Source organism: Streptomyces sp. NPDC048211 (genome assembly GCF_043202315.1).
GTDB lineage: Bacteria > Actinomycetota > Actinomycetes > Streptomycetales > Streptomycetaceae > Streptomyces.
In genome coordinates, this window is sequence record NZ_JBIDAD010000012.1 from 101,200 (window position 1) to 127,317 (window position 26,118).

The window sequence follows — 26,118 nt, forward strand, 5'->3', positions numbered from 1 at the left end:
CGTGGGTGAGGTCAGTCCTCGCCGAGGTACGCCTTGCGGACGGACTCGTCGTGGAGGAGGTCCGCTCCGGTGCCGGAGAGGACGATCTTGCCGATCTCCATGACGTGGCCCTGGTCCGCGAGGGAGAGGGCGGCCTGGGCGTTCTGCTCGACGAGCAGGATGGTGGTGCCCGAGGCCTTGAGCTCGACGATGGTCTCCATGATCTTCTGCATCATGATCGGGGAGAGGCCCATGGAGGGCTCGTCGAGCATGAGCAGTTTGGGCTGGGACATGAGGGCGCGTCCCATGGCGAGCATCTGCTGTTCGCCGCCCGAGAGGGTTCCGGCGGCCTGTTTCCGGCGTTCCCCGAGGATGGGGAAGAGGTCGTAGGCGCGCTGGATGTCCTTCTCGATGCCTGCCTTGTCGTTGCGGAGGTAGGCGCCGAGGAGGAGGTTCTCGGTGATCGTCAGCCGGGGGAAGATGTGGCGGCCCTCGGGGGAGTGGGCGAGGCCCAGTGCGACGATCTTGTGTGCGGGGATGTTGGTGAGTGGTTTGCCCTCGAAGAGGATGCGTCCGCCGATGGGCTTGAGCAGTCCGGAGAGGGTGCGCAGGGTGGTGGTTTTGCCGGCGCCGTTGGTGCCGATGAGGGTGACCACCTGGCCGGCGTCGACGCTGAAGGAGATGCCTTTGACGGCTTCGATCTTGCCGTAGGCGACGCGGAGGTCCTCGACCTCGAGCAGTGCGGTCATCGGGTGTCCTCCTCCTCGGTGGTGGTGGTGTCCTTGGTGCTGGTGCTGGTGCTGGTGCTGGTGCTGGTGCTGGTGCTGGTGCCGGCGACCGCTTCGGCTTCTGCCGCTTCGACTTCGGCGACCTCGTCGGCGCCGGGGGCGCCTTCGAAGGGTGTGCCGAGGTAGGCGGCGATGACGCGTTCGTCGCTCTGGACGACTTCGGCGGTGCCTTCGACGAGTTTTTCGCCTTGGACGAGGCAGGCGACGCGGTCGCTGAGGTTGAAGATGAAGCGCATGTCGTGCTCGATGACGAGGACGGCGATGCCTTGGTCCCGGATGGCGAAGATGAGTTCTTCGGTGACGCGGGTTTCCTGGGGGTTCATGCCGGCTGTGGGCTCGTCGAGGAGGAGGAGTCCGGGGTCGCTGGCGAGGGCGCGGGCGATTTCCAGCTTGCGCTGGTCTCCGTAGGGGAGGTTGCGCGCGAGGTGGTCGGCCTTGTCCTGGAGGCCGATGAACTCCAGGAGTTCCATGGCGCGTTCGTGGCTGGCCTGTTCGGCTTTGGTGAAGCCGGGGAGGCGCAGGAGTGCGGACCAGAGGCCTTCTTTGGTTCTGGTGTGGCGTCCGACGAGGACGTTTTCCAGGACGGTCATGTTGGCGAAGAGCCTGATGTTCTGGAAGGTGCGGGCGATGCCTGCCTTGGTGACGAGGTGGGGCTTGGGTGGCAGGACGGTGCCTTTGTAGCTGACCTTGCCCTCGGTGGGGACGTAGAGGCCGGTGAGGCAGTTGAAGAAGGTGGTTTTGCCGGCGCCGTTGGGGCCGATGAGTCCGACGATTTCGCCCGCGTTGACGGTGAGGTCGACGTTGCGTACGGCGGTGAGTCCGCCGAAGCGCATGGTGACGCCGCTGGCGTCGAGGACGGTGGTCGTGGTGTTCGTGGTGGTGGTCATGGTGTTCACGCCCCCGCCTTGGTGATGCCGGCGTCGGCTTCTTCGGGCTGCCGTGGTTCGGGTACGGCGATGGTTTCGTCGTTCTCGTGGAATTCGAGTTGTTTCCGGCGGTCGGCGACCAGGCCTTCAGGGCGGAAGCGCATCAGGAGGATGAGTGCGACGCCGAAGAGGAAGAGCTGGTAGTCCTGCATGAACTGCAGTTTGGCCGGGATGAGGTAGAGCAGTGCTGCGCCGACGAAGGGTCCGCTGAGGGTTCCCATGCCGCCGAGGATGACGGCGGCGAGGAGGAAGGCGGAGTTCGGGGGTACGGAGCCGGCGAACTGGTACTGCTCGGGTGTGACGGTGTAGTTGACGTGTGCCTGAACGGTGCCGGCGAGTCCGGCGAGGGTGGCGCCGAGGGCGAAGGCGAGCAGTTTGAGCCGGAAGGCGTTGATGCCCATGGCGGTGGCTGCGGTTTCGTCTTCGCGGATGGCGACCCAGGCGCGGCCGATGCGGGAGTCTCCGGAGCGGCGGAAGACGAGGACGACTACTGCGGTGACGACGAGCATCATCAGGTAGTAGTTGGCCGGTCGGCTGAGGGTGAAGGGGCCGATGTCGTGGCTGAGTCCGAAGTCGATCCCGAAGAGGTTGAGGTCGGGGATGCTCGGGATGCCCTGGGAGCCGTTGGTGAGGTCGGGTCCGCTGTTGCCGTTGAGGTTGTTGACGGTGACGCGGAAGATCTCTCCGAAGCCGAGGGTGACGATGGCGAGGTAGTCGCCGCGCAGTCGCAGGGTGGGGGCGCCGATGAGGACGCCGAAGATCAGTGAGACTGCGGCTCCGGTGAGGACGGCGGCCCAGAAGGGGAAGTGGACGCCGATGGCGGAGAGGGGTGCGCCCGAGACGAGAGCGGCGGTGTAGGCGCCGACGCCGAGGAAGGCGACGTAGCCGAGGTCGAGGAGGCCTGCGAGGCCGACGACGACGTTGAGGCCGAGTGCGACGGTGGCGAAGATGAGGATGTTCGCGCCGATGAGGGCGTACTCCGCGGTGTCCTGGGTGAAGGGGAAGCAGAAGGCTGCGACCAGGGCTGCGGTGAGGGTGACGTTGCGGTGCTTCGTGGTCAGCGCGGTGATGCGGGCGATGAGGCCGGCCCGGGTGAGTGCGGTGAAGGTGAAGCCCGCGGTGATGAGGAAGCCGATGAACTGTTCGGATTCTTCGGTGGGGATGTCGATCCCGTAGGTGAAGAAGTACAGCGCGGCGCCGAAGGAGGCGGCGATGATGAGGATTTCGGCCCAGGCGGGGAGGGGCTTGGCGCGTCCCGCGGAGGGTGCGGCGAGGCTGTTGCGGAAGCGTTGCCAGGCGCCCGCCGGGGGGCCGGTGGTGGGGAGTGGTTCGTCGCTGGGGAGTCCGAGGGCGGCGACGAAGGCGATGAGTGCGCCGATGCCGCTGACCCAGGCTCCGGGTTCGAGGTTGACCACGCCGCCGAGTTCGTAGGCGATGGCACCGATGGTGTAGCCGGTGGTGCCGAGGGTGGCGAGGGCGAGGAGGCGTACGGGGCTGTTGGTGCCGCCGGGGGTGAGCCAGCGCAGGCCTCGGATGCCGTATCCGCAGAGGGTGAAGAGGAGGGTGAGGATCGCGGCGGTGAGGGTGAGGATCTGGAGGCCGCCGGGGTAGCCGGTGACGGTGAGGTCGCCGGGGAATTCGGAGGTCCAGGTCCAGGGGAGGAAGGTGCCGGCGAGGGCGACGGCCGCGCCTGCCGCGGTGGCGATCCGGGCGGCGGGGGCGGGCAGCGGGATGAGTGCCTTCTGGGTGGTCATCCGTATCACGCCCTGTCCGCGACGCGTTCGCCGAGCAGGCCTTGTGGCCGGAGCAGCAGGACGACGATGAGGAGGACGAAGGCCCATACGTCCTTCCAGGCGCCGCCGCCGAAGAGGTCCATGCCGGGGACGTCGCTCATGTAGCCGGTGGCGAGGGATTCGGCGACGCCGAGTACGACTCCGCCGAGCATGGCGCCGTAGATGTTGCCGATGCCGCCGAGTACGGCTGCGGTGAAGGCTTTGAGGCCCATGATGAAGCCCATTTTGAAGCCGATCTGGCCGTTCTTGAGCCCGTAGGCGACGGCGGCGACGGCTGCGAACGCGGCACCGATGGCGAAGGCCATGACGATGATGCGGTCGGTGTTGATGCCCATGAGCTTGGCGGTGTCGGGGTCCTGGCTGGTTGCCTGCATGCCGCGGCCGGAGCGGGTCTTGGAGACGAAGAGGCCGAGGGCGATCATGCAGACGGGGGCGGCGATGAGGACGAAGAGGTCACCGCGTTGGATGTGGGCGCCGAAGACGTCGAATGCCTCCCCCTTGAACTGGGGGAAGGGGCGGTCCTTGGTGGCGTTGGGGTACCACTTCCAGATGGCCTGCTGGAGTGCGAGGGAGAGTCCGATCGCGGTGATGAGCGGCGCGAGTCGGGGTGCGGTGCGCAGGGGCCGGTACGCGAAGCGTTCGGCGGCGACGCTGACGGCGACGGAGCATATGACGCCGCCGATGATCATGAGTGGGACGATCGCGAGGAGGTTGGAGCCGGCCGGCATCCAGAGGTACACGGTGAGAGCTCCGAAGCCTCCGATCATGAAGATCTCGCCGTGGGCGAAGTTGATGAGCTGGATGATTCCGTAGACCATCGTGTAGCCGATCGCGATGAGTCCGTACATCGCGCCGAGGATGAGTCCATTGGCCAGCTGTTGCGGCAGTTCGTGCACCGCAGGGCCTCCGTGGAGTGGTTCGGATATGGCACCGCGCGGGAGCGCTCGTAGCGCTCCCGCGCGGTCTGGTGTCAGTCAGGGAGTGACCGGGAGCTGGTTACGGCTTGTAGGCCTCGCTGAGCTTGGAGGCCCACTTGCCGCCGTCGACCTGGTAGGCGGTCATCATGGTGTTGGTGGTGTCGCCGTATTCGTCGAAGGAGACGGGGCCGGTGACGCCTTCGAAGCTGACCTTGCCGACGGCGTCGAGGACCTTGGCGCGGGCGTCGTCGGGGAGCTTGCCGTCGTTGGCTGCGACGACGGCCTTGACGGCCTCGATGATGGCCCAGGTGGCGTCGTAGGTGCCGCCGCCGTAGGCCTCGTAGGCGTCCTTGTATCCGGCGGTCTTGTAGTTCGCGATGAAGGCCTTGGCGGAGTCGAGTTCTTCGACGGGCTTGCCGACGGAGGTGGCGATGTCGCCCTGGGCCTTCTTGTTGAGCTTGATGAAGTCGGCGCTGTACATGCCGTCGCCGCCCATGAGGGGGATCTGGACGCTGTCCTTGAGCTGCTGGCTCAGGGGTGCGCCGGCGGGGTATTCGCCGCCGTAGTAGACGGCCTTGGCGCCGGACTTCTTGACCTTGGTGACGACGGCGTTGAAGTCGCGGTCGTCGGGGTTGACGTGGTCGGATCCGGCGATCTTTCCGCCGAGGCCGGTGAAGGTCGCCTTGAAGGAGGCTGCGAGACCGGCGCCGTAGGGCTTCTGGTCGTCGATGAGGTAGACCTGCTTGATCTTCGCGTTGTTGTAGAGGTACTTCGCGGCGAAGGCGCCCTGGATCTGGTCCGTGGTGGCGGTGCGGAAGTAGGTCTTGAAGGGGCGCTTCTTGTCGCCGGTCTTCCAGTTGTCGCCCTGGGTGAGCTCGGTGCCCGTGTTGGCGGGGGAGATCTGGGTGAGGCCGGCGTCGTTGAGGGGCTTCTGCATCGACTGGGAGACGCCGGAGTTCAGCGGTCCGACGACGCCGAGGACCTTTTTGTTGTCGATGAACTTGGTGGCGTTCTGCTGGCCGACGGAGGGCTGGGCCTGGTCGTCGAGGGGCTGGACCTCGAAGGTGATGCCCGGGACCGTCTTCTCCTTGTTCGCCGTTTTGGCGGCGAGGTCGGCGGAGTTCTTGATGCCGAGGCCGAGGGCGGAGAGGTCACCGGTCAGCGGGGCGTCGACGCCGATGACGACGGTCTGTGTGCCGCCGCTGCCGCTGTCCTTCTTGTCGTCGTCGCGCGACCCGCAGGCGGTGAGTGTCAGTGCTCCTGTGGTGAGCACTGTGGTGAGGATGAGCAAAGAACGGTGTCGCACGAAAAGTCCTTTCCCTGGCGCGGCCTCCTCTGCTTGAGGTGCCGTGTCGTTCGCCGGGCCGTACTGATTGGTACAGGGCCGTGCTGCAGACGCGCCCGGCGGCGCGGTGACTGGCGGTGACTCTAAGGGCAGGGAAGGGGGTCGGGGATGGGGGTGGAGCAGGATGTGACTGTCTTGTTATGCCCTTGAGCAAGGCTTGAGGTGGCTGTGTGGACATGTACGGCTTTTTACCGGACGGTGAAGTGACCGCATGCTGAGAACGCGCAGCTCTGTTAAGGGGCTTGGGGTGATCTTGGTGCTGTCGCGTGGTGGGGGTGGGGGAGGGCGTCGCTGAGTGCCCGGTGCCTGCGGGGCCGGGTTCTGGGTGTGGTGCGGGGCGGGTGCACATTGCGCGTGTGTTACGCAGTGTTACATCCGGGGTGGTGTGGTCGACGCGGTGTGGTGGGAGCGCAGGCGGTGTGGCTGATGAGTGGGCCATGGAAGGGGGTTGGTGGTCAAGGGGGTTGGCTGCGTGTGTGGTGCAAGTCCGTTGTGTGGTGGGGTGGTTGTGTCCGGGTATGGGACTGCCCGGCCGGGTTGGGGTTCCGGCCGGGCAGGGGTGGTGCGGGGTGGTGTGTGGTCAGGAGGCTTCGGCTCCGGGGGTGTCGCGGAGGAGGCAGGTGAGGCGGGCGGTGCAGACGCGCTTGTCCTGTTCGTCGGTGATGACGATCTCGTAGGTGGCGGTGGTGCGGCCGCGGTGTACGGGGGTGGCGACGCCGGTGACGAGGCCGCTTCGTGCCCCTCGGTGATGGGTGCAGTTGAGGTCGACGCCGACGGCGATCTTGGTGGCTCCGCCGTGGAGCATGGAGCCGACGGAGCCGAGGGTCTCGGCGAGGACGGCGGAGGCGCCGCCGTGCAGGAGTCCGTAGGGCTGGGTGTTTCCTTCGACGGGCATGGTGCCGACGACGCGGTCCGCGGAGGCTTCGGTGATCGTGACGCCCATGCGTTCGCCGAGGTGGCCTGCGGAGAAGAGGGCGGGCAGGTCGACGCCGAGGGCGGCGTACTCGTCGATGATCTCCTGGGGGAACTGGGGTGTGGTGTGCTCGCCCATGGGTCCGGCTCCGTTCGTCTGCGGTGGTTCGCTGCTGAGTGCACGTGGTTGTGTGCACTGTTCTTATCAGACGGCTGAGCGGGCGCTTAGTGGCGCCCGCCCGGGGGAGTCAGCGCAGGTTCTCGAAGCGCACCACGACGGATTTGCTGGCGGGGGTGTTGCTGGTGTCGGCGGTGGAGCCGAGGGGGACGAGCACATTGGTCTCGGGGTAGTAGGCGGCGGCGCAGCCGCGGGCGGTGGGGTAGTGGACGACGCGGAAGCCGGGGGCGCGCCGTTCCACCCCGTCCTTCCATTCGCCGACGAGGTCGGCGTAGGCGCCGTCGGCGAGGCCCAGGGCGGCGGCGTCGTCCGGGTTGACGAGGACGACGCGGCGGCCGCCCTTGATGCCGCGGTAGCGGTCGTCGAGGCCGTAGATGGTGGTGTTGTACTGGTCGTGGGAGCGCAGGGTCTGCAACAGGAGCCGGCCTTCGGGGAGTTCGGGGAACTCGACGGGGGCGGCGGTGAAGTTGGCCCGGCCGGTGGCGGTGGGGAAGCGGCGGGAGTCGCGGGGGGCGTGGGGGAGGGTGAACCCGCCGGGGTGGGCGACGCGTTGGTTGAAGTTCTCGAAGCCGGGGACGACGCGGGAGATGCGGTCGCGGATGGTGGCGTAGTCCTTCTCGAACTCTTCCCAGGGCGTGGTGGAGGCGGGGCCGAGTACGGCGCGGGCGAGGCGGGCGACGATGGCGGGTTCGGAGAGCAGGTGGGGGCTTGCGGGGGTGAGGTTGCCGCGGGAGGCGTGGACCATGCTCATGGAGTCCTCGACGGTGACGAACTGTTTGCCGCCGGCCTGGATGTCCTTGTCGGTACGGCCGAGGGTGGGCAGGATGAGGGCCCGGGTGCCGGTGACGGCGTGGGAGCGGTTGAGTTTGGTGGAGACGTGGACGGTGAGGCGTGCGGTGCGCATCGCGGCCTCGGTGACGTCGGTGTCGGGGGTGGCGGCGACGAAGTTGCCGCCCATGGCGAAGAAGACCTTGGCGTCGCCGTCGCGCAGGGCCTCGATGGAGCGGACCACGTCGTAGCCGTGGTGGCGCGGTGAGGTGATGGAGAACTCCTTGTCGAGGGCGTCGAGGAAGGCTGTCGACGGCCTTTCGAAGATGCCCATGGTGCGGTCGCCCTGGACGTTGGAGTGGCCGCGTACGGGGCAGACTCCGGCGCCGGGCCGGCCGATGTTGCCGCGCAGGAGGAGGAAGTTGACGACTTCGCGGATGGTCGGCACGGAGTGTTTGTGCTGGGTGAGGCCCATGGCCCAGCACACGATGGTGCGTTGGGACGCGAGGACCATGGTGAGGGCTTCTTCGATGGCGGAGCGTTCCAGGCCGGTCGCGGCGAGGGTCTGCTCCCAGTCGGCTTCCGCGGCGGCTGCGGCGAATTCCTGGTAGCCGTGGGTGTGTTCGGCCACGAAGGTCTCGTCGACGGCTCCTTCGGTCGCGAGGATCATCTTGTTGAGGAGTCGGAAGAGGGCCTGGTCGCCGCCGATGCGGATCTGCAGGAAGAGGTCGTTGAGGGCGGCGCCCCTGACCATGCCGAGGGGGGTCTGGGGGTTCTTGAAGCGTTCGAGGCCGGCTTCGGGCAGCGGGTTCACCGAAATGATCTTCGCTCCGGCGGACTTGGCCTTCTCCAGGGCGGAGAGCATCCGGGGGTGGTTGGTGCCCGGGTTCTGTCCGGCGACGATGATCAGGTCGGCGTGGTGGAGGTCTTCGAGGGAGACGGAGCCCTTGCCGACGCCGATGGTCTCGGTGAGTGCCGAGCCGGAGGACTCGTGGCACATGTTGGAGCAGTCGGGAAGGTTGTTGGTGCCGAATTCGCGGGCGAACAGCTGGAGGAGGAAGGCGGCCTCGTTGCTGGTGCGTCCCGAGGTGTAGAAGAGCGCCTCGTCGGGGGAGGTGAGGGCGCCGAGCTCCTCGGCGATGACGGCGAAGGCGCGTTCCCAGGTCACGGCCTGGTACCGGTCGGCGCCCTCGGGCAGGTACATGGGTTGCGTGATGCGTCCCTGCTGGCCGAGCCAGTAGCCGCTGCGGGTGGCGAGGTCGGCGACGGGGTGGGCGGCGAAGAAGTCGGGGGTGACGCGGCGCAGCGTGGCTTCTTCGGCGACGGCTTTGGCGCCGTTCTCGCAGAATTCGGCGGTGTGCCGTTTGTCGCCTTCGGGCCAGGCGCAGCCGGGGCAGTCGAAGCCGTCCTTCTGGTTGACCTTGAGGAGGGTCTGCGCGGTGCGGCGGACGCCCATCTGCTGCTGGGCGATGCGCAGGCTGTGGGCGACGGCGGGCAGCCCGGCGGCGGCGTGCTGGGCGGGTTCGACCTGGGGTGCGTCCTGGACCGGGTCTCCTGCGGGCGGCTTGGTGGCCATCGTGCTCCCCTTCGAGCCTGCTGCGGGCCTGGTGCGGTCCGCTGCGTGTGTGTGCTTCTCCTCGATCCTGGCACGTGGTGCGGGCGGGCTGCCCGGTGAGCGGCCACGGGCGGTCGGCGGTCCGGATTGTCAGTGGTACGTGGCAGGATCGGGGTGTGGCTGAGACGGCATCGAAGAAGACGGCAGACAACCGACCGCGCCTGCTCCTGATGGACGGGCACTCCCTGGCGTACCGGGCGTTCTTTGCGCTGCCTGCGGAGAATTTCACGACGGGGGCGGGGCAGCCGACGAACGCGGTGTACGGCTTCGCGTCGATGCTCGCGAACACGTTGCGTGACGAGGCGCCGACGCATTTCGCGGTGGCGTTCGACGTGTCGCGCAAGACGTGGCGTTCGCAGGAGTTCCCGGAGTACAAGGCGAACCGGTCGAAGACGCCGGACGAGTTCAAGGGTCAGGTCGAGCTGATCGGTGAGCTGCTGGACGCGATGCACGCGGACCGTTTCGCGGTCGACGGTTTCGAGGCGGACGATGTCATCGCGACGCTGGCGACCCAGGCGGAGGCGGCGGGTTTCGAGGTCCTGATCGTCACGGGCGACCGGGACTCCTTCCAGCTGATCACGGACAACGTGACGGTGCTCTACCCGACCAAGGGCGTGTCGGAGCTGACGCGGTTCACTCCGGCGAAGGTCGAGGAGAAGTACGGGCTCACTCCGCAGCAGTACCCGGACTTCGCGGCGCTGCGCGGTGACCCGTCGGACAACCTTCCGGGCATCCCCGGGGTGGGTGAGAAGACGGCCGCGAAGTGGATCAACCAGTTCGGTTCGTTCGACGAGCTGGTGGACCGGGCCGAGGAGGTCAAGGGGAAGGCCGGGCAGAATTTCCGTGACCACCTGGACGCGGTGCGGCTGAACCGGCGGCTGACCGAGATGGTCCGCGATGTGGAGCTGCCGAAGACCCCGTCCGACCTGGAGCGTGCTCCGTACGACCGTACGGCGGTCACCGGGGTGCTGGATGTGCTGGAGATCCGCAATCCGAGCCTGCGTGAGCGGCTGCTGGCGGTGGACCCGGGCAAGGCGGAGGACGAGGCTCCGGCGCCGGCCGCGGGTGTCGAGATCGATGGTTCGGTGCTGGGTGCGGGTGAGCTCGCTCCGTGGCTGGCCGAGCACGGCGCGCAGCCGCTCGGTGTGGCCACGGTCGACACGTGGGCGCTCGGCAGTGGCACGGTCACCGAGATCGCGCTGGCCGCGGCCGGCGGTGCCGCGGCGTGGTTCGATCCGGCTCTGCTGGATGCGGCCGACGAGCAGGCGTTCGCGGCGTGGATCGCGGACGCGGGGCGGCCGAAGGTCATGCACAACGCGAAGAGCGTGATGCGGGTCTTCCCGGAGCACGGCTGGCGGACGGAGGGTGTCTCGATGGACACCGCGCTGGCCGCCTATCTGGTGAAGCCGGGGAGGCGGTCCTTCGCGCTGGACGCGCTGGCCGTGGAGTATCTGGGCCGTGAGCTCGCTCCGGCGTCGTCGTCCGACGGGCAGCTGGCGTTCGGTGCGGACGACCAGGCCGAGGCCGATGCGCTGATGACGCAGGCCCGTGCGGTCCTGGACCTCGGTGACGCGTTCACGGCGCGGCTGAAGGAGGTCGGTGCGGCCGGGCTGCTGCACGACATGGAGCTGCCGACGTCGATCCTGCTGGCCCGTCTGGAGCGGCACGGCATCGCGGCGGACCGGTCCCATCTGGAGGGTATGGAGCAGCAGTTCGCGGGCGCGGTGCAGCAGGCGGTGAAGGAGGCGCACGCGGCGGTGGGCCGTGAGTTCAACCTCGGTTCGCCCAAGCAGCTCCAGGAGGTCCTCTTCGGTGAGCTGGGCCTGCCGAAGACGAAGAAGACGAAGACCGGTTACACGACGGACGCGGACGCGCTGGCGTGGCTGGCGGCGCAGACCGAGCACGAGCTGCCGGTGATCATGCTGCGTCACCGTGAGCAGGCGAAGCTGCGGGTCACGGTGGAGGGCCTGGTCAAGACGATCGCGGCGGACGGCCGTATCCACACCACGTTCAACCAGACGGTGGCGGCGACGGGCCGGCTGTCGTCCACGGACCCGAATCTGCAGAACATCCCCGTCCGTACCGACGAGGGCCGGGCGATTCGCCGGGGCTTCGTCGTCGGCGAGGGTTTCGAGACGCTGATGACGGCGGACTACAGCCAGATCGAGCTGCGGGTGATGGCCCATCTCTCCGAGGACGCGGGTCTGATCGAGGCGTTCACGTCCGGTGAGGACCTGCACACCACGGTCGCCTCGCAGGTGTTCGGCGTCGAGAAGTCGGCGGTCGACCCGGAGATGCGGCGCAAGATCAAGGCGATGAGTTACGGGCTGGCGTACGGGCTGTCCGCGTTCGGCCTGTCCCAGCAGCTGAACATCGAGGCGGGCGAGGCCCGGGGCCTGATGGATACGTACTTCGAGCGGTTCGGCGGAGTCCGTGACTATCTGCACCGGGTGGTGGAGGAGGCCAGGGCCACGGGTTACACGGAGACGATTTTCGGCCGTCGCCGTTATCTGCCGGATCTGAACAGCGACAACCGGCAGCGGCGTGAGACGGCCGAGCGGATGGCGCTGAACGCGCCGATCCAGGGCACGGCCGCGGACATCGTCAAGGTCGCCATGCTCCACGTCGACCGGACGCTGACCGAGGCGGAGCTGAAGTCGCGGATGCTGCTCCAGGTGCATGACGAAATCGTGCTGGAGATCGCCACGGGCGAGCGGGAGCGGGTGGAGAAGATCCTGCGCCACGAGATGGCGGCGGCGGTGCAGTTGCGGGCGCCGCTGGATGTGTCGGTCGGGGTCGGCGGGGACTGGGAGTCCGCCGCGCACTGACGCGTACGGGCGGACGGTGTGGTCCCTCAGTCGCCGGTCCGGCTCGTGTCGCGGGCCGGGCCGGCGGCGGGGAGCGCCGGTGTTCCGGTGCCCCGGTCCCGGAGCCGCATCCACGCCCCGTACAGCACGAGTCCGACGGCCAGTCCGGCGCCCGCGCCGAAGCAGGCGGTCGGAATGATGTCGAGCGGTGTGCCGATGTGCCCGAAGTACGCGTACCAGCGCGCGCAGCGGTGCACGGTGCCGAGCAGGACACACAGTCCGAGGAAGGCCGCGGCCCACCGCCGTGCGCGCCGGTCCAGGACGGGTACGGACGCGGGTACGGGCAGGGCCCCGATGCGGCGCAGGCCCGACACGGTGAACCGGGCGAGCAGGATGAGCGCCAGGGCCGAAGTGCCGTACTGCACCAGTTGGAACACGGGGTATCCGGCCGTGTTCCGCCCGAGCACGGGTACCAGGCGCACTCCCCAGCGGTCGTGGTGGGTGAAGGCGTCCCAGACGACATGCGTACCGGCTCCGATGGCGGCCGACACGACGAACCACGCACCGTCCCGCAGGTCCCGGCGTCCTTGTTCCGGCGGGCGCCGGGCTCCGCGGACCCAGGTGTGCACGCGTCCCTGCCAGGAGGCGGGCAGGAGTGCGACGAGGGGTTCGCGCAGCAGCAGCCACAGGGCCACGGTGGCCGCGGTGATCAGGACGTCCACCGTGCACACACCCCACCACGCGTGTGTGACCTGCCCGAACTCCATGGCGCCCGGGATCGCCGTGTCCGCGTAGTACGTGAGGTCGGGGGCGAACGAGCCGGCGACGAGTGCCGAGGCGAGGAGCGGTCCGCGCCCTGTCCCGTTGCGGCGGATGCCGGGGAGGACGGCTGCGGCGTGGCTGAGGGTGAACGGCATGGGGGAAGTATGGGCGAGCCGCCGGTACGGACTCTTCGCGCACTGGACAACCTGCTGAACGGAAGGTGAGAAACCGGTAAGAAGCGGTCCGGCCGCTGTGTTCGGGCGGCACAAGTTGCCGTAGGGTCGCCTGAGTCCAGGCGCAGGGGAGCGCGGACAGCCGACGAGGGGGAGGGCCCAGAGGTTATGGCAGCGCAATTCGGACGCCGACTGCGCAGAGGGGCGACCACGACTGCCGTGGCCGCTGCCGCTGTGGCCGCACTCACCGCTTCGCAGGGCCCGGGTTCGCCCCTGGCGGCGTCCGAGGACGACCACGCGAACCAGCCGACCGCCGGTTCGACGCCCTCGGGTGACGGTGGAGTGTCGGGCGACTCGCCCTACTTCACGGACCTGCCGCCGCTGAACACGCCCAACAAGCCGGGCACCTCGGTCAATCTGCCCGTGACGGGCAGTGCGGAATCGGGTATACCGGCCTCGGTCCTGGCGGCGTACAAGAAGGCGCAGCAGACGATCGCGGGCACGGACGCCGCCTGTCGGCTGCCGTGGCAGCTCCTCGCCGCGATCGGCAAGGTCGAGTCGGGCCAGGCCGGTGGCGGCCGCGTCGACGCGCAGGGCACCACGCTCTCGCCGATCCTCGGCCCGGCCCTCGACGGCCGGGGCTTCGCCCTGATCAAGGACACCGACAACGGTGTCTACGACGATGACTCGACGCACGACCGGGCCGTGGGCCCGATGCAGTTCATCCCGTCGACCTGGGCGACCTGGGGCACGGACGGCAACGCCGACGGCCGCAAGGACCCCAACAACATCTACGACGCGGCGCTCTCGGCCGGGCTCTACCTCTGCGCCGGCCCGCGGGACCTGTCGCTCGCCTCGGACCTGGACCGGGCGGTCCTGAGCTACAACCACTCGGACGCGTATCTGCGTACCGTCCGTACCTGGTTCGACTACTACAACCGCGGCACCCACGAGGTGCCGGACGGTACGGGCGTGCTGCCGGTCGACACCAGCACGGGGACGCACCGCAACACCGGCTCCGGCACCCCGCACAGCACGCCGTCGCCGTCGCCCACGCCCACCCCGACACCCACGCCGAAGCCTCCGGCGAAGCCGAGCCCCACGCCGACCGATCCGAGCACACCGGCGACGCCGACCCCGACGCCCACGCCCACGCCGTCCCCGGTCCTGGCGGCCGTGCAGAACGCGGGCACCGGCGAGCTGACCGCCACGGCGGGCGACGCCTTCGCGGAGCGGATCAAGGTCCGGGCGAAGAGCAACCTCGGCACCCCGCTCGCCAAGGTGTCCGTGACCTTCACCGTCGTCGGTGACACGGACGCCACGTTCGACGGCGCGAAGAGCACCGTCACCCTCGCCACCGGGGCCGACGGCACGGTCACCGCGCCGGTGCTGACGGCGGGTGAGAAGACCGGCGAGTTCACCGTGCGCGCGGTGGCCACCGGCAGCTCGCTGCCCGCCGTCAGCTACCCGGCGACCGTCACCGCCCGGCAGGCCGACGCCATCGCCAGGACGGGCACCGAGGAGCTGACCGCCGTGGCGGGCCAGACGTTCGCCGACGTCACGGCCGAGGCCACGTACAAGGGCGCGGCCGCCGACCGCGTCGCCGTCACCGCCACCATGATCACCGACGGCGACGACCCGGTCGAGAACGACAAGGGCCCGTACTTCACGAACGACGACGGCGACCCGGTGCGCACCTTCGTGTTCACCACGGACGCCGACGGCAGGCTCACCCTGCCGAAGATCTACGCGGACGGCGCCGCGGGCACGTACAAGCTGCGCCTGACCACCGAGGGCGGCGCCACCGTCGTCATCGAGCTCACGGTCGAGGCCCCCGCCGCCTGACCCACGCGCACCCGGGCCCACCACGCCCCGGACAGCCCCTTGGCCGGCACCCGGCCAAGGGGCTGTTCTACGTGTTCTCATCTCGCGCCCCGGTTGCTACGGTGCCCCAGCCCTGACGACCCATCAGTTCTGAGCTCCCGGGAGGCCGAGCATGCGCGCCCTGATCGCTGCCGCCATCGGACTGGCCGCCGCCCTCGCCCTCGTACTCACCATCAGCGCGATCGGCGCGCCACCCGGCGAGACCTCGCCCAAACCCTTGCTGACCACGGTCCCGGGGCCGAAGAACTAGGGCCCGGCCCGGCAGGCTCCGCCGTCGCGGACCCTGCCGGGCGAGGCACCAGCCGTCCGCACCACGCACTGCAGAGGGAGGACACCCCATGCGCCGCCGAGCCAGCCTCGTACTCCTGGCCTTCGCCGTCTTCTTCGCCGCGCTGTCACCGCTGCTGCGCTGGTACGCCTTCCCGCGGCTGGCGAAGATCCCGCCGAACCAGTACCAGGAGACGGTGCTGGAGGCGAAGCCCGCGACCCTGCTCGACTACAGCACCCTGAAGGCCGAGAAGGTCGACAAGATCACCATCGTGCAGACCCTCAAGGGCAACGTGGAGGAGTCCGAGAAGATCGAGCGCAGCGCCGGCCGTGACGTCGTCGTGTGGGACGCCCTGTCCTACGTGCAGGGACCCGACGGCAAGATGGTCTCCAAGATCCCCGAGCGCTACATCTTCGACGCGCACAGCCAGGACCCGGTGCACGCCACGGGTGAGATGGTCGACGGCGACGCGGTGAGCCGCGAGGGCATCGAGTTCAAGTGGCCCTTCCTCACCGAGAAGCGCGACTACGAGTACTTCGACGCCCAGACCCGGACGAGTTCGCCCATCCACTACAAGGGCACCCAGGACTTCCGGGGCATGGAGGTCTACTACTTCGAGCAGACCGTTCCGTGGACCGAGGTCCCCATGCCGAAGACGATGCCCATCAAGGGGATCACGGCCGCGCAGATCGCCAAGACCGGTGTGACCCGCTGGTACACCACCAAGCGGATGTTCTGGGTCGACCCCGTCACCGGGGCGCCGGTCAACGGCGAGGAGATCCACAAGGAGGAACTCCGGAACGCGAAGGCGATGGGCATGGCCCAGGACACCGTCACGGTGTTCGCCGGGCACGTGAAGATGCGCGAGGACTACATCGTCTCGATCGTCGACCTGGTCAAGTCCCAGCGGGTGCTGGTCCTGCTGCTGACCTCGTACCTGCCCTGGGGCTTCCTCGTCCTCGGCGCCGGCCTGCTGGCCCTGTCGCTGTGGCTGGAGGCGCGCTCGCGGCGGCCGGGCGAGGCACCTGCGGCCGGGCGGAGGGAACCGGAACCTGCGCCTACTCCCGCCTGAGCCGCGCCTTGGTGAAGCGGGTCGCCTCCACCGTCGTCGGGTCCTCGGGCCACGGGTGCCTCGGATAGCGGCCGCGCAGCTCCGCCCGAACCGCCCGGTAGCCCTCCCGCCAGAACGACGCCAGATCCGCCGTCACCGCTGCCGGGCGGCCCGCCGGGGAGAGCAGGTGCACCAGGACCGGGACGCCGGCCACCCGCGGAGTCTCCTGAAGGCCGAACAGTTCCTGGAGCTTCACCGCGAGCACGGGCTGCGGCCCGCCGTACTCCACCCTGATCCGCGAACCGCTCGGCACCTCGATCCGTTCCGGAGCCAGTTCGTCCAGCCGGGCCGCCTCCCCGGTCGCCCACGGCAGCAGCCTGCGCAGCGCCTGCCCGGCGTCGATCCCGGCCAGGTCCGAGCGGCGGCGGGCCCGCGACAGCTCGGGCTCCAGCCACTGCTCGGTACGGTCCAGCAGCGCCTCGTCCGAGACGTCCGGCCACGGCGCACCGAGCTCCCGGTGCAGAAAGGCCAGCCGCTCCCGCAGCTGCCCCGTGTCGCGGCTCCAGCGCAGCAGCCCGAGGCCCTCCCCGCGCAGCCCCTCCACGAGGGCCTCGCGGACCAGGGCGGGATCCGGCTGCTTCAGCGGGCGCGCCGCCAGCTCGACGGCGCCGAGGCGCTCCACCCGGCGGGCCACCACGTCCCGGCCGTCCCAGCGGACCTCCTCGCCCGCGAAGCGCAGATGCCCCGCCGCCAGCCGCGCGGTGTCCTCGTCGATGACGGCGGCGAGCCGGACCTGCGCGGAGGCCGCGTGCGCGGGACGGTCCGCGACCGCGACCGCGAGCCAGGGCGCGCTGCGCAGCCGTGAGCCGTCCCGCAGCTCCGCGCCGGTGCCGGACGCCATCAGGAACGTGCCCTCACCCCGGGCCCGCGCCACCCGTTCGGGAAAGGCCAGCGCGGCGACCAGACCCACGGCGGCATCGTCGGGACCCGAACCGCCCTCCCGGCCCTTCAGGGAGGACGAGAGCCGCCGCACCTCCTGGCGCCAGCGGGCCGCGTAGCCGTCCCTGCCCAGCCGTGCGGTACGCAACGCGGCGGCCAGGTCGTCGCCGTAGTCCCGCGGCGGTTCCTCGCTCAGCAGCGCGACCACCTCGGCGGCCCGGCGTCCGCCGACCTCGGCCGCACCGTCCAGCAGCGCCCTGGCCAGCCGCGGGTGCAGCCCCAGCCGCGACATCCGTACGCCCCGGTCGGTCACCCGCCCGCCGGGCTCCACCGCACCGACCGCCGTCAGCACCTCGCGGGCCGCGGCCATCGCGCCGGCCGGCGGCGGATCCAGCAGCGCGAGCCCCGCGGCGTCCGGATCGCCCCAGCAGGCCGCCTGGAGGGCGAACGCCGCCAGATCGGCCACCTTGATCTCGGGGGAGGGGAAGCGGGCGAGCCGCCCGTCCTCGGCCTGCTCCCAGCAGCGGTAGACCGTCCCGGGTGCCTCGCGTCCGGCCCGGCCCGCCCGCTGGCGGCCCGCCGCCTGCGAGGCCCGTACGGTCGTGAGCGCGCTCAGCCCCCGCGCGTGGTCGGTGCGCGGCTCCCGGGCCAGGCCCGAGTCGACGACGGTCCGCACCCCCGGGACGGTCAGCGAGGACTCCGCCACCGAGGTCGCCAGCACCACCCGCCGCCCCTCGGAGGAACCCGCCAGCACCGCGTCCTGCACCGTGGCCGGGGCCCGCCCGTGGACCTGGAGCACCTCCGCGGCCACCCCGGACAGCTGGCCGGCGACCCGGCCGATCTCGCCGACGCCGGGCAGGAAACACAACACGTCGCCGTCCCGCTCGGCCAGCGCCCGCCGCACCACGGAGGCGACATGGCTCAGCAGCGCCGGATCGACCCGCATCCCGTGCGGCGGCCGCACGGGACGGACCGGAGGCGCCCACACCACCTCCACCGGGTGCGACACCCCCTGGGCCTCGATGACCGGTGCGTCGCCGAGCAGCCGCGCCCAGCCCTGCGCGTCCGTGGTGGCCGACGCGGCGACCAGGCGCAGGTCGGGGCGGATCGCCTCCCGCACGTCCAGGAGGAACGCGGCCACCGTGTCCGCGTCCAGGTGGCGCTCGTGGCACTCGTCGATGATCACCGCGTCGATGCCGGCGAGCTCCTGGTCGCGCTGGAGCCGTTGGAGCAGCACCCCGGTGGTGACGACCTCCACCACGGTCTCGGGGCCCACCACGCGCTCGCCGCGCACCGTGAAGCCGACCCGTTCGCCGGGCCGTTCGCCGAGCAGCCACGCCATGCGCCGGGCGGCGGCCCGCGCGGCGATCCGCCGCGGTTCGGCGACCACGACCCGGCGGACCGGTCCGTCGCCGGTCAGGCCGGCCAGGACGAGCGGGACGAGGGTCGTCTTACCGGTGCCGGGCGGCGCGCACAGCACCGCGACCCCGCGGTCGTCGAGCGCCCGCCGCAGCGCGGGCACGGCGGTGCGGACGGGCAGCTGGTCCAGGGCGTCGGTACGGATCACGCCCCCAGTCTCGTACGGCGGGGCGACGGCTCCCGCACCGGCGGGTGTCCCGGTCCCGCACGCGGGCCGGAACCGTGGCCCCCGTGCTCAGTCCCGTACGCAGACGAAGATCGCGGTCCCCGGGATCAGATTGCCCCGCAGCGGCGACCAGCCGCCCCACTCCTGGTTGTTCCACGCCGGCCACTCCGGCTCGACCAGGTCGGCCAGGCGGAAGCCGCCCGCCACCACGTCCCGCACCCGGTCGCCGAGCGTCCGGTGGTGCTCCACGTACACCGCGTCGCCCCGCTCGTCCTGCTCGACGTAGGGGGTGCGGTCGAAGTACGACGCGGCGACGGACAGGCCCTCGGGTCCCGGTTCGTCCGGGAAGGCCCAGCGGACCGGGTGCGTGACGGAGAAGACCCAGCGGCCGCCGGGCCGCAGCACCCGGTGGACCTCGCGGAACACCTGGACCGGGTCGGCGACGAACGGCACCGCGCCGTAGGCGGAGCAGGCCAGGTCGAAGGAGCCGTCCCGGAAGGGCAGCACCCCGGCGTCCGCCTCGACCAGGGGGATGCCCTCGCCGATCCGCAGCGCGTGCTGGAGCTGGCGGTGGGAGAGGTCGAGGGCGACCGGGCGGGCGCCCTGGGCGGCCAGCCAGCGCGAACACTGTGCGGCGCCCGCGCCGATCTCCAGGACGTCCAGGCCCTTCAGCGACCCGGCGGGGCCGAGAAGGCCCGCCTCGGCCTCGTCGAGCCCCTCCGGACCCCAGACGAAGCGGTCGTCGCCGAGGAAGCCCCCGTGGTCGCTCTGGTACTCGTCCGCGTTCCGGTCCCACCAGCCGCGGCTGGCCCGGCTGCTCTCGGCCTCGCCGGCGATGCGGCGTGTCGCTTCGGGTTCGGCCGCGTAGATCTCTTGGCTCATCGTGTCCGTCGTTGTAGTTTGCCTTCACCCCGTCGTACGCGGTACGTACCAGGGGGATCCGTGAGTGCGGGACCCGTGTGTCCGGAACATCTCCGGGGCCGATGTGGCCCAGGTGAAGCCGAGTTGTGCCGGGTATGGGGCGTTCCGCCCCTGGTGTGCGCCTTCGCGCATTGACCGTGCCCTGCTGCCCCCGTATGCTACAAGTTGCGCTGCGAGCCTGCGCGCCTCAGACCTAGCAGGCCGCGCTCGCATCTGTATGTATGTCCCCTCGGTTCACGAGGCGCCTCCCGGTTCGGGATCGGCGCTTCCCAGGCTGTCCGGCTTCTGCAGAGGCGATACGGGCTCACGGCGTAGCAGTAACTTCGACTCACTGTCCGTACCGGAGCCCTTTCCCACATGACGAGCAGCACCGAGACCACCGCCACCACTCCGCAGGTTGCGGTCAACGACATCGGCGACGCGGACGCGTTCCTCGCGGCGATCGACGAGACGATCAAGTACTTCAACGACGGCGACATCGTTGACGGTGTCATCGTCAAGGTTGACCGCGACGAGGTCCTCCTCGACATCGGTTACAAGACCGAAGGTGTCATCCCGAGCCGCGAGCTCTCGATCAAGCACGACGTCGACCCGAACGAGGTCGTCAAGGTCGGCGACGAGATCGAGGCCCTGGTTCTCCAGAAGGAGGACAAGGAAGGCCGCCTGATCCTCTCGAAGAAGCGCGCTCAGTACGAGCGTGCCTGGGGCACCATCGAGAAGATCAAGGAAGAAGACGGCATCGTCACCGGTACCGTCATCGAGGTCGTCAAGGGTGGTCTCATCCTCGACATCGGCCTCCGTGGCTTCCTGCCGGCTTCGCTCGTCGAGATGCGCCGCGTGCGCGACCTCCAGCCTTACGTGGGCAAGGAGCTCGAGGCCAAGATCATCGAGCTGGACAAGAACCGCAACAACGTGGTCCTGTCCCGCCGTGCCTGGCTCGAGCAGACCCAGTCCGAGGTCCGCCAGACGTTCCTCACGACCCTCCAGAAGGGTCAGGTCCGCTCCGGCGTCGTCTCCTCGATCGTCAACTTCGGTGCCTTCGTGGACCTGGGTGGCGTCGACGGTCTCGTGCACGTCTCCGAGCTGTCCTGGAAGCACATCGACCACCCCTCCGAGGTTGTCGAGGTCGGCCAGGAAGTCACCGTCGAGGTTCTCGACGTGGACATGGACCGCGAGCGCGTGTCCCTGTCGCTCAAGGCGACGCAGGAAGACCCGTGGCAGCAGTTCGCCCGCACGCACCAGATCGGGCAGGTCGTTCCCGGTAAGGTCACCAAGCTCGTTCCGTTCGGTGCGTTCGTGCGCGTCGACGAGGGCATCGAGGGCCTGGTCCACATCTCCGAGCTGGCCGAGCGCCACGTGGAGATCCCGGAGCAGGTCGTCCAGGTCAACGACGAGATCTTCGTCAAGGTCATCGACATCGACCTCGAGCGTCGTCGCATCAGCCTCTCGCTGAAGCAGGCCAACGAGTCCTTCGGTGGCGACCCGGCCTCGGTCGAGTTCGACCCGACCCTGTACGGCATGGCCGCGTCGTACGACGACCAGGGCAACTACATCTACCCCGAGGGCTTCGACCCCGAGACCAACGACTGGCTCGAGGGCTTCGAGGCTCAGCGCGAGGTCTGGGAGACGCAGTACGCCGAGGCGCAGACGCGCTTCGAGCAGCACCAGGCCCAGGTCATCAAGTCCCGCGAGGCCGACGAGGCCGCTGCTGCCGAGGGCGCCGCTGCCCCGGCCGGCAGCGCTCCGGCTGCCTCGGGCGGCAGCGGTGGCGGCGGCGGCTCGTACTCCTCGGAGTCCGCGGACAACTCCGGCGCCCTGGCGTCGGACGAGGCCCTGGCTGCCCTGCGCGAGAAGCTGGCGGGCGGCCAGAGCTGACGCTCCGACCATCCGGCCGGTCATCGGCTGAGTTGAGTAGATGACGGTGAGGCCCGCTCCCTTCGGGGAGCGGGCCTCATGCGTGTGCGCGGCGTGCGGTTCCCGCAGCGGTTCCTACGGGGTGACGGTGATGTTGGTCAGGCCGTTGCCGCCGGTCACGGTGTTGCTCGCGTAGACGGTCGTGGGACAGCTCGCGCCGAAGTTCGTGACGTTGACCGCGATCCGCTTGTCGCCCGTCGAGCCGGACAGGTCCGAGACGTTGTCCCTGAAGACGGTTCCGCAGCCCCAGCCGCTCTGCTGGGTGTGGGTCTCGTAGCCGTTGTTGGTCGTACGGGAGCCGTGGTTGCCCTCGACCAGGACGCCGTTGCCCTTCACATCGACCCAGGAGTCGTCGTAGTTGGCGCCGGTCAGTCCGCTGCCGTCGAAGGTGTTGCCGACGATGCGCGCACCGGTGGTGCCCTCCTTGATGTCGACGTTCTCGCCCCCGACGTCCGGTCCGATCGTGTTGTCCAGGATCTGTACCCGGTCGCTCCGGTCGGAGAGGTCGCCCGCCGTGCCGACGTAGACGCCCTCGCCCATGCCGCGGCCGTCGTGGCCGGTGTCGTAGATCCGGGAGTTCCGGATGATCCCGTCGCTGCTGGACTTGCGGAAGTGGACGCCCTCCATGTCGAGGTCGTGCACGGTCACCGAGTCGATCACGACGCCGTTGGCGCCGTCGGCCATGATGCCCTTCTGGCCGCCGGTGACGGTGATGCCCTTCACCGTCCAGTACGAGGCGCCGTTGAGGTGGAGCCCGTAGCCGCCGCCGGCGGTGAGGACCGCCCCGGCGGAGCCGGTCAGGGTGATGCGTGCCGAAGAGGTGCCGGGGACGAGCGCTTTGAAGTTGCCGGTGTACGTGCCGTCCGCGAGGTGGATCGTGTCGCCGGGGGCGGCCGCCGTGAGCGCCGACTTGAGCTGGGCGGCGGTGCTGACCTCGACGACCGTCGCGGCGCCGGCCGTGGTGGCGGAGGCGAAGGTGAGTGCGCCCGTGGTGAGGGCGGTGGCCAGCAGGGCGGGGAACAGCGTGCGGGTGCGCATGGGGGTGCCTTCCCGTGAAAGGTTCAGGACGTTCTCGTACATGAATGTGGGGCGAGTGTCTGAACTTGCTGCCCAGTGACGGTAGGGATGCGCAAGGGTCGTGTCAAGGTCTGGACCATTGTTCGCCGCTGTCGTGAACGGCGTGAACACAGGGAAACGTGTGGGATACACGAGTAACTGACGGCCCGTAACACCCCCTTGCCAGGATCCCGGCAACCTCAAGATCCGAAGGGGAGCCGGGACATGACTCACGCTTCGCACCACTCGCCCGCGACACCGGGCGCGAGCCGTCGCACCTTCCTCCGCAACGTCGGGCTCTCCGGCGGGGCGGGCGCGATGTTCGCCACCATGGGGGCGCTCGGCCTCGCCCCCACCGCTCAGGCCGCGAGCCAGGAGCCCGCGTTCCGCGCGCCCAGCAGCGGCGACTTCCACCTGAAGGGCAGGGCGGCGGCCAAGGTCGTCGTCGTGGGCGGCGGCATCGCCGGCCTCGCCACCGCCTACGAACTGGGCAAGGCGGGCTACGACTGTACGGTCCTGGAGGCCCGCGGCCGTACGGGCGGCCGCAACTTCACCGTACGCGGCGGGGACTCCACCACCGACATCCACGGCGTCGAGCAGACCGCCCGGTTCTCCGACGGGCAGTACATGAACGCCGGACCCGGCCGGATTCCGCAGTGGATGGTCACCCTCGACTACTGCCGCGAACTCGGCGTTCCCATCGAGGTGTTCACCAACGTGAACGCCAACGCCTACATCTACAACGAGAAGTCGGGCATGAAGGCCCCCGTCCGCTACCGCACCGCCAAGGCCGACGTGTACGGCTATGTCGCGGAACTGCTCTCCAAGGCCACCGACAAGGGAGCGCTCGACCGGCAGATCACCGCCGACGACCAGGAGCGGCTGCTCGACTTCCTCAAGGACTTCGGCGACATCGGCGACACCCTCGACTACACCGGCAGCCCCCGGCGCGGATACCGCGTCGACCCCGCGGCCGCCGGAACCCCCGGAGAGGTGCTCGGGTCCGTCCCTTCCGCCTCCGAGGTCTTCGCCAGCGGCGTCGGGCGCTACTTCGCCTTCGAGTTCGAGTACGACCAGGCGATGCTGATGTTCCAGCCGGTCGGCGGCATGGACCGGATACCTGCCGCGCTCACCCGGGCGATAGGGGAGCGCCGGATCCGAACCGGTGCCGCCGTCACCGAGATCACCGACACCGCCCACGGCGTCACCGTCACTTACACGCAGTCCGGCCGCACCCGCAGCATCGAGGCCGACTACTGCGTCGCCGCCCTGCCGCCCAACATCCTGGCCAAGACCGCCCACAACCTCGGCCCGGCCGTCCAGACCGCGCTGGAGGCCTGCAAACCGTCCTCGGCCGGAAAGATCGGCCTGGAGTACCGGAGCCGCTGGTGGGAGAGCGACCACCAGATCTACGGCGGCATCACGGAGACGGACATGGACCTGTCCCACATCTGGTACCCGTCCTACGGCCATCAGGGCCGGCGCGGCACCATCATCGGCTACTACAACACCGGCTCCAACGCGGACGCGTACGCCGCCCTCACCCCACGCGAACGGGAGGCGCGGGCCCTCGCCCAGGGCGTGAAGATCCACGGAGAGAAGTACCGTACGGAACTGGCCACGTCGTTCTCCCACCACTGGCGCCAGACCCCGTACCTGGAGGCCTCCTGGCACTCCCTGTCCGGCGGCCCCGACGCCCCGGTCTTCGCACCGCTCAACCGGGCCGCGGGGCGGGTCTACTTCGCCGGCGACTACCTGAGCCACGCCGACGCCTGGCAGCACGGAGCGTTCACCTCCGCACGGAAGGCGGTCACGGCACTGCACACGCGGGTACTTGGGTAAACAGCATGTGAAGGGGCACGGGCGGGAATGCCCGTGCCCCCCGGGACGTTCTTCTTCAGGAACACAAGGAGGAGCGGTAACCGTGCCTGATCCGCAGAGTTTGTACGAATGGGAGCCGAAGGGCCTGGCTGTCGTCGACATGGCGCTCGCCCAGGAGTCGGCCGGCCTGGTCATGCTCTACTACTTCGAGGGCTACATCGACGCGGGAGAGACCGGTGAGCAGATCGTCGACGGCCTGCTCGAATCGCTGCCCCACCAGGTGGTGGCCCGTTTCGACCACGACCGCCTCGTCGACTACCGCGCACGGCGCCCGCTGCTGACGTTCAAGCGCGACCGCTGGTCGGCGTACGAGACCCCGACGCTGGACGTCCGGGTGGTCCAGGACGCCACCGGGGCGCCCTTCCTGCTGCTGTCGGGGCCCGAGCCCGACGTGGAGTGGGAGCGGTTCGCCGCCGCCGTCGAGCAGATCGTCGAGCGGCTCGGTGTCCGCCTCTCCGTCACCTTCCACGGCATTCCGATGGGCGTTCCGCACACCCGCCCGGTCGGCGTGACCCCGCACGGCAACCGCACCGACCTCATGCCGGGTCACCGCAGCCCGTTCGACGAGGCGCAGGTGCCCGGTTCGGCCGCCGCCCTCGTCGAGTACCGCCTGATGGAGGCCGGGCACGACGTCCTCGGTGTCGCCGCGCACGTGCCGCACTACGTCGCCCGCTCCGCCTACCCGGACGCCGCGCTCACCGCGCTGGAGTCGATCACGGCGGCGACCGGGCTGGTCCTGCCGACCGTCGCCCACGCGCTGCGCACCGAGGCGCACCGCACCCAGACGGAGATCGACCGCCAGATCGACCAGGGCGACGAGGAACTCGTCTCGCTGGTCGAGGGCCTTGAGCATCAGTACGACGCCGTCGCGGGTTCCGAGACCCGCGGCAACCTGGTCGCCGAGCCGGTGAACCTGCCGTCCGCCGACGAGATCGGCCTGGAGTTCGAGAAGTTCCTGGCCGAGCGCGAAGGTGACGGCTGACCTCGGCCGGACCCGATCTCCGCAGCGCCGTGGGCCGGGCACTAGGCTGCCGCCCATGCTGAAAGTGGGCCTGACCGGTGGTATCGGCGCCGGCAAGAGCGAAGTGTCCCGGATGCTCGCCGGCTACGGAGCCGTCCTCATCGACGCCGACCGCATCGCCCGCGAGGTCGTCGAGCCCGGCACTCCCGGGCTCGACGCCGTCGTCGGGGCGTTCGGCACCGGAATCCTCACCCCCGAGGGGGCGCTGGACCGGCCGAAGCTCGGCTCCATCGTCTTCGCCGACAGAGAGCGCCTCGCCGTCCTGAACGCGATTGTCCACCCGCTGGTCGGCGCCCGCTCCGCAGAGCTGGAGCGCGCCGCGGGCCCCGATTCCGTGGTCGTCCACGATGTCCCCCTCCTCACGGAGAACGGCCTCGCCCCGCTCTACGACCTGGTCGTCGTGGTCGACGCCGCCCCGCAGACCCAGCTCGACCGCCTCGTCACGCTGCGCGGGATGACGGAGCAGGAGGCGCGGGCCAGGATGGCCGCGCAGGCCACCCGGGAGCAGCGGCGTGCGGTGGCCGACCTGGTCATCGACAACGACGGGCCGATCGAAGCCCTGGAACCGCAGGTCCGTTCGGTCTGGGCGGAGCTGACCCGGCGGGCCGCGGCCGGCTGATCCCGGGCCGGAACAC

The 26,118-nt window shown here is 69.8% G+C and carries 19 protein-coding genes; 8 read left to right on the plus strand and 11 right to left on the minus strand.

The window, feature by feature from the left end:
• Positions 1-11: 11 nt before the first annotated feature.
• From ACGFZA_RS34005 to ACGFZA_RS34035, 7 genes are all read right to left on the minus strand, one after another.
• Complete coding sequence (locus ACGFZA_RS34005; protein WP_326735622.1) at positions 12-728, minus strand: ABC transporter ATP-binding protein; 717 nt, start codon at positions 726-728, stop codon at positions 12-14.
• A complete protein-coding gene (locus tag ACGFZA_RS34010; protein ID WP_393684411.1) occupies positions 725-1,654 on the minus strand; it encodes an ABC transporter ATP-binding protein in 930 nt (309 codons plus the stop codon). The genes ACGFZA_RS34005 and ACGFZA_RS34010 overlap by 4 nt, the downstream gene beginning before the upstream one ends.
• Before the next feature lie 5 nt (positions 1,655-1,659).
• Positions 1,660-3,447 carry a branched-chain amino acid ABC transporter permease gene (locus ACGFZA_RS34015; RefSeq protein ID WP_393684252.1) on the minus strand — a complete coding sequence of 596 codons (1,788 nt, stop codon included), beginning with the start codon at positions 3,445-3,447 and terminating at the stop codon, positions 1,660-1,662.
• A gap of 5 nt (positions 3,448-3,452) precedes the next feature.
• The gene (locus ACGFZA_RS34020; protein WP_385282516.1) at positions 3,453-4,382 is read right to left on the minus strand and encodes a branched-chain amino acid ABC transporter permease; all 930 of its coding nucleotides are present in this window, start codon (positions 4,380-4,382) and stop codon (positions 3,453-3,455) included.
• Between the two features lie 100 nt (positions 4,383-4,482).
• Positions 4,483-5,694, minus strand: a complete 1,212-nt coding sequence (locus tag ACGFZA_RS34025) for a branched-chain amino acid ABC transporter substrate-binding protein (RefSeq protein ID WP_385282653.1) — start codon at positions 5,692-5,694, stop codon at positions 4,483-4,485.
• Between the two features lie 634 nt (positions 5,695-6,328).
• Positions 6,329-6,799: a PaaI family thioesterase gene (locus tag ACGFZA_RS34030; RefSeq protein ID WP_385282519.1), complete on the minus strand. Its 471-nt coding sequence runs from the start codon at positions 6,797-6,799 to the stop codon at positions 6,329-6,331.
• 109 nt (positions 6,800-6,908) lie between these two features.
• Complete coding sequence (locus ACGFZA_RS34035) at positions 6,909-9,182, minus strand: FdhF/YdeP family oxidoreductase (protein ID WP_393684255.1); 2,274 nt, start codon at positions 9,180-9,182, stop codon at positions 6,909-6,911.
• Between the two features lie 155 nt (positions 9,183-9,337).
• Here ACGFZA_RS34035 and polA point away from each other — a divergent pair, with 155 nt between their 5' ends.
• Positions 9,338-12,049 (plus strand): DNA polymerase I, encoded by a 2,712-nt coding sequence (gene polA / locus ACGFZA_RS34040; protein WP_393684257.1) that lies wholly within the window; start codon positions 9,338-9,340, stop codon positions 12,047-12,049.
• A gap of 26 nt (positions 12,050-12,075) precedes the next feature.
• On the opposite strand, the gene ACGFZA_RS34045 is transcribed toward polA, so the two are convergent.
• On the minus strand, positions 12,076-12,945 hold the full coding sequence (locus ACGFZA_RS34045) for a DUF4184 family protein (protein WP_393684259.1): 870 nt from the start codon (positions 12,943-12,945) through the stop codon (positions 12,076-12,078).
• 186 nt (positions 12,946-13,131) lie between these two features.
• Here ACGFZA_RS34045 and ACGFZA_RS34050 point away from each other — a divergent pair, with 186 nt between their 5' ends.
• The 3 genes from ACGFZA_RS34050 to ACGFZA_RS34060 all read left to right on the plus strand — a co-directional run bounded on the left by ACGFZA_RS34050 (position 13,132) and on the right by ACGFZA_RS34060 (position 16,187).
• Positions 13,132-14,808: a lytic murein transglycosylase gene (locus ACGFZA_RS34050; protein ID WP_393684261.1), complete on the plus strand. Its 1,677-nt coding sequence runs from the start codon at positions 13,132-13,134 to the stop codon at positions 14,806-14,808.
• A gap of 151 nt (positions 14,809-14,959) precedes the next feature.
• A complete protein-coding gene (locus tag ACGFZA_RS34055; protein ID WP_148015833.1) occupies positions 14,960-15,097 on the plus strand; it encodes an SPW_0924 family protein in 138 nt (45 codons plus the stop codon).
• An 88-nt stretch (positions 15,098-15,185) separates the two neighbouring features.
• The gene (locus ACGFZA_RS34060; protein ID WP_393684263.1) at positions 15,186-16,187 is read left to right on the plus strand and encodes a DUF3068 domain-containing protein; all 1,002 of its coding nucleotides are present in this window, start codon (positions 15,186-15,188) and stop codon (positions 16,185-16,187) included.
• Here ACGFZA_RS34060 and hrpB read toward each other — a convergent pair.
• On the minus strand, positions 16,174-18,672 hold the full coding sequence (gene hrpB / locus ACGFZA_RS34065; protein ID WP_393684265.1) for an ATP-dependent helicase HrpB: 2,499 nt from the start codon (positions 18,670-18,672) through the stop codon (positions 16,174-16,176). The genes ACGFZA_RS34060 and hrpB overlap by 14 nt on opposite strands.
• Before the next feature lie 87 nt (positions 18,673-18,759).
• Positions 18,760-19,572, minus strand: a complete 813-nt coding sequence (locus ACGFZA_RS34070; RefSeq protein ID WP_393684267.1) for a class I SAM-dependent methyltransferase — start codon at positions 19,570-19,572, stop codon at positions 18,760-18,762.
• A gap of 396 nt (positions 19,573-19,968) precedes the next feature.
• On the opposite strand from ACGFZA_RS34070, the gene rpsA reads away from it, so the two are divergent.
• Positions 19,969-21,486, plus strand: a complete 1,518-nt coding sequence (gene rpsA / locus ACGFZA_RS34075; protein ID WP_326735609.1) for a 30S ribosomal protein S1 — start codon at positions 19,969-19,971, stop codon at positions 21,484-21,486.
• Between the two features lie 114 nt (positions 21,487-21,600).
• On the opposite strand, the gene ACGFZA_RS34080 is transcribed toward rpsA, so the two are convergent.
• Complete coding sequence (locus ACGFZA_RS34080) at positions 21,601-22,563, minus strand: right-handed parallel beta-helix repeat-containing protein (RefSeq protein ID WP_385282542.1); 963 nt, start codon at positions 22,561-22,563, stop codon at positions 21,601-21,603.
• Positions 22,564-22,899: 336 nt separating this feature from the next.
• Between ACGFZA_RS34080 and ACGFZA_RS34085 the strand changes: the two genes are divergently transcribed.
• The 3 genes from ACGFZA_RS34085 (at position 22,900) to coaE (ending at position 26,102) form a co-directional block, all read left to right on the plus strand.
• Positions 22,900-24,423, plus strand: coding sequence for a flavin monoamine oxidase family protein (locus ACGFZA_RS34085; protein WP_385282656.1), 1,524 nt, complete (start codon positions 22,900-22,902; stop codon positions 24,421-24,423).
• An 82-nt stretch (positions 24,424-24,505) separates the two neighbouring features.
• Entirely contained in the window at positions 24,506-25,444 is a 939-nt protein-coding gene (locus ACGFZA_RS34090; protein WP_385282545.1) for a PAC2 family protein, read from the plus strand.
• A gap of 55 nt (positions 25,445-25,499) precedes the next feature.
• Positions 25,500-26,102, plus strand: coding sequence for a dephospho-CoA kinase (gene coaE / locus ACGFZA_RS34095; RefSeq protein ID WP_393684271.1), 603 nt, complete (start codon positions 25,500-25,502; stop codon positions 26,100-26,102).
• Positions 26,103-26,118 lie beyond the last annotated feature (16 nt).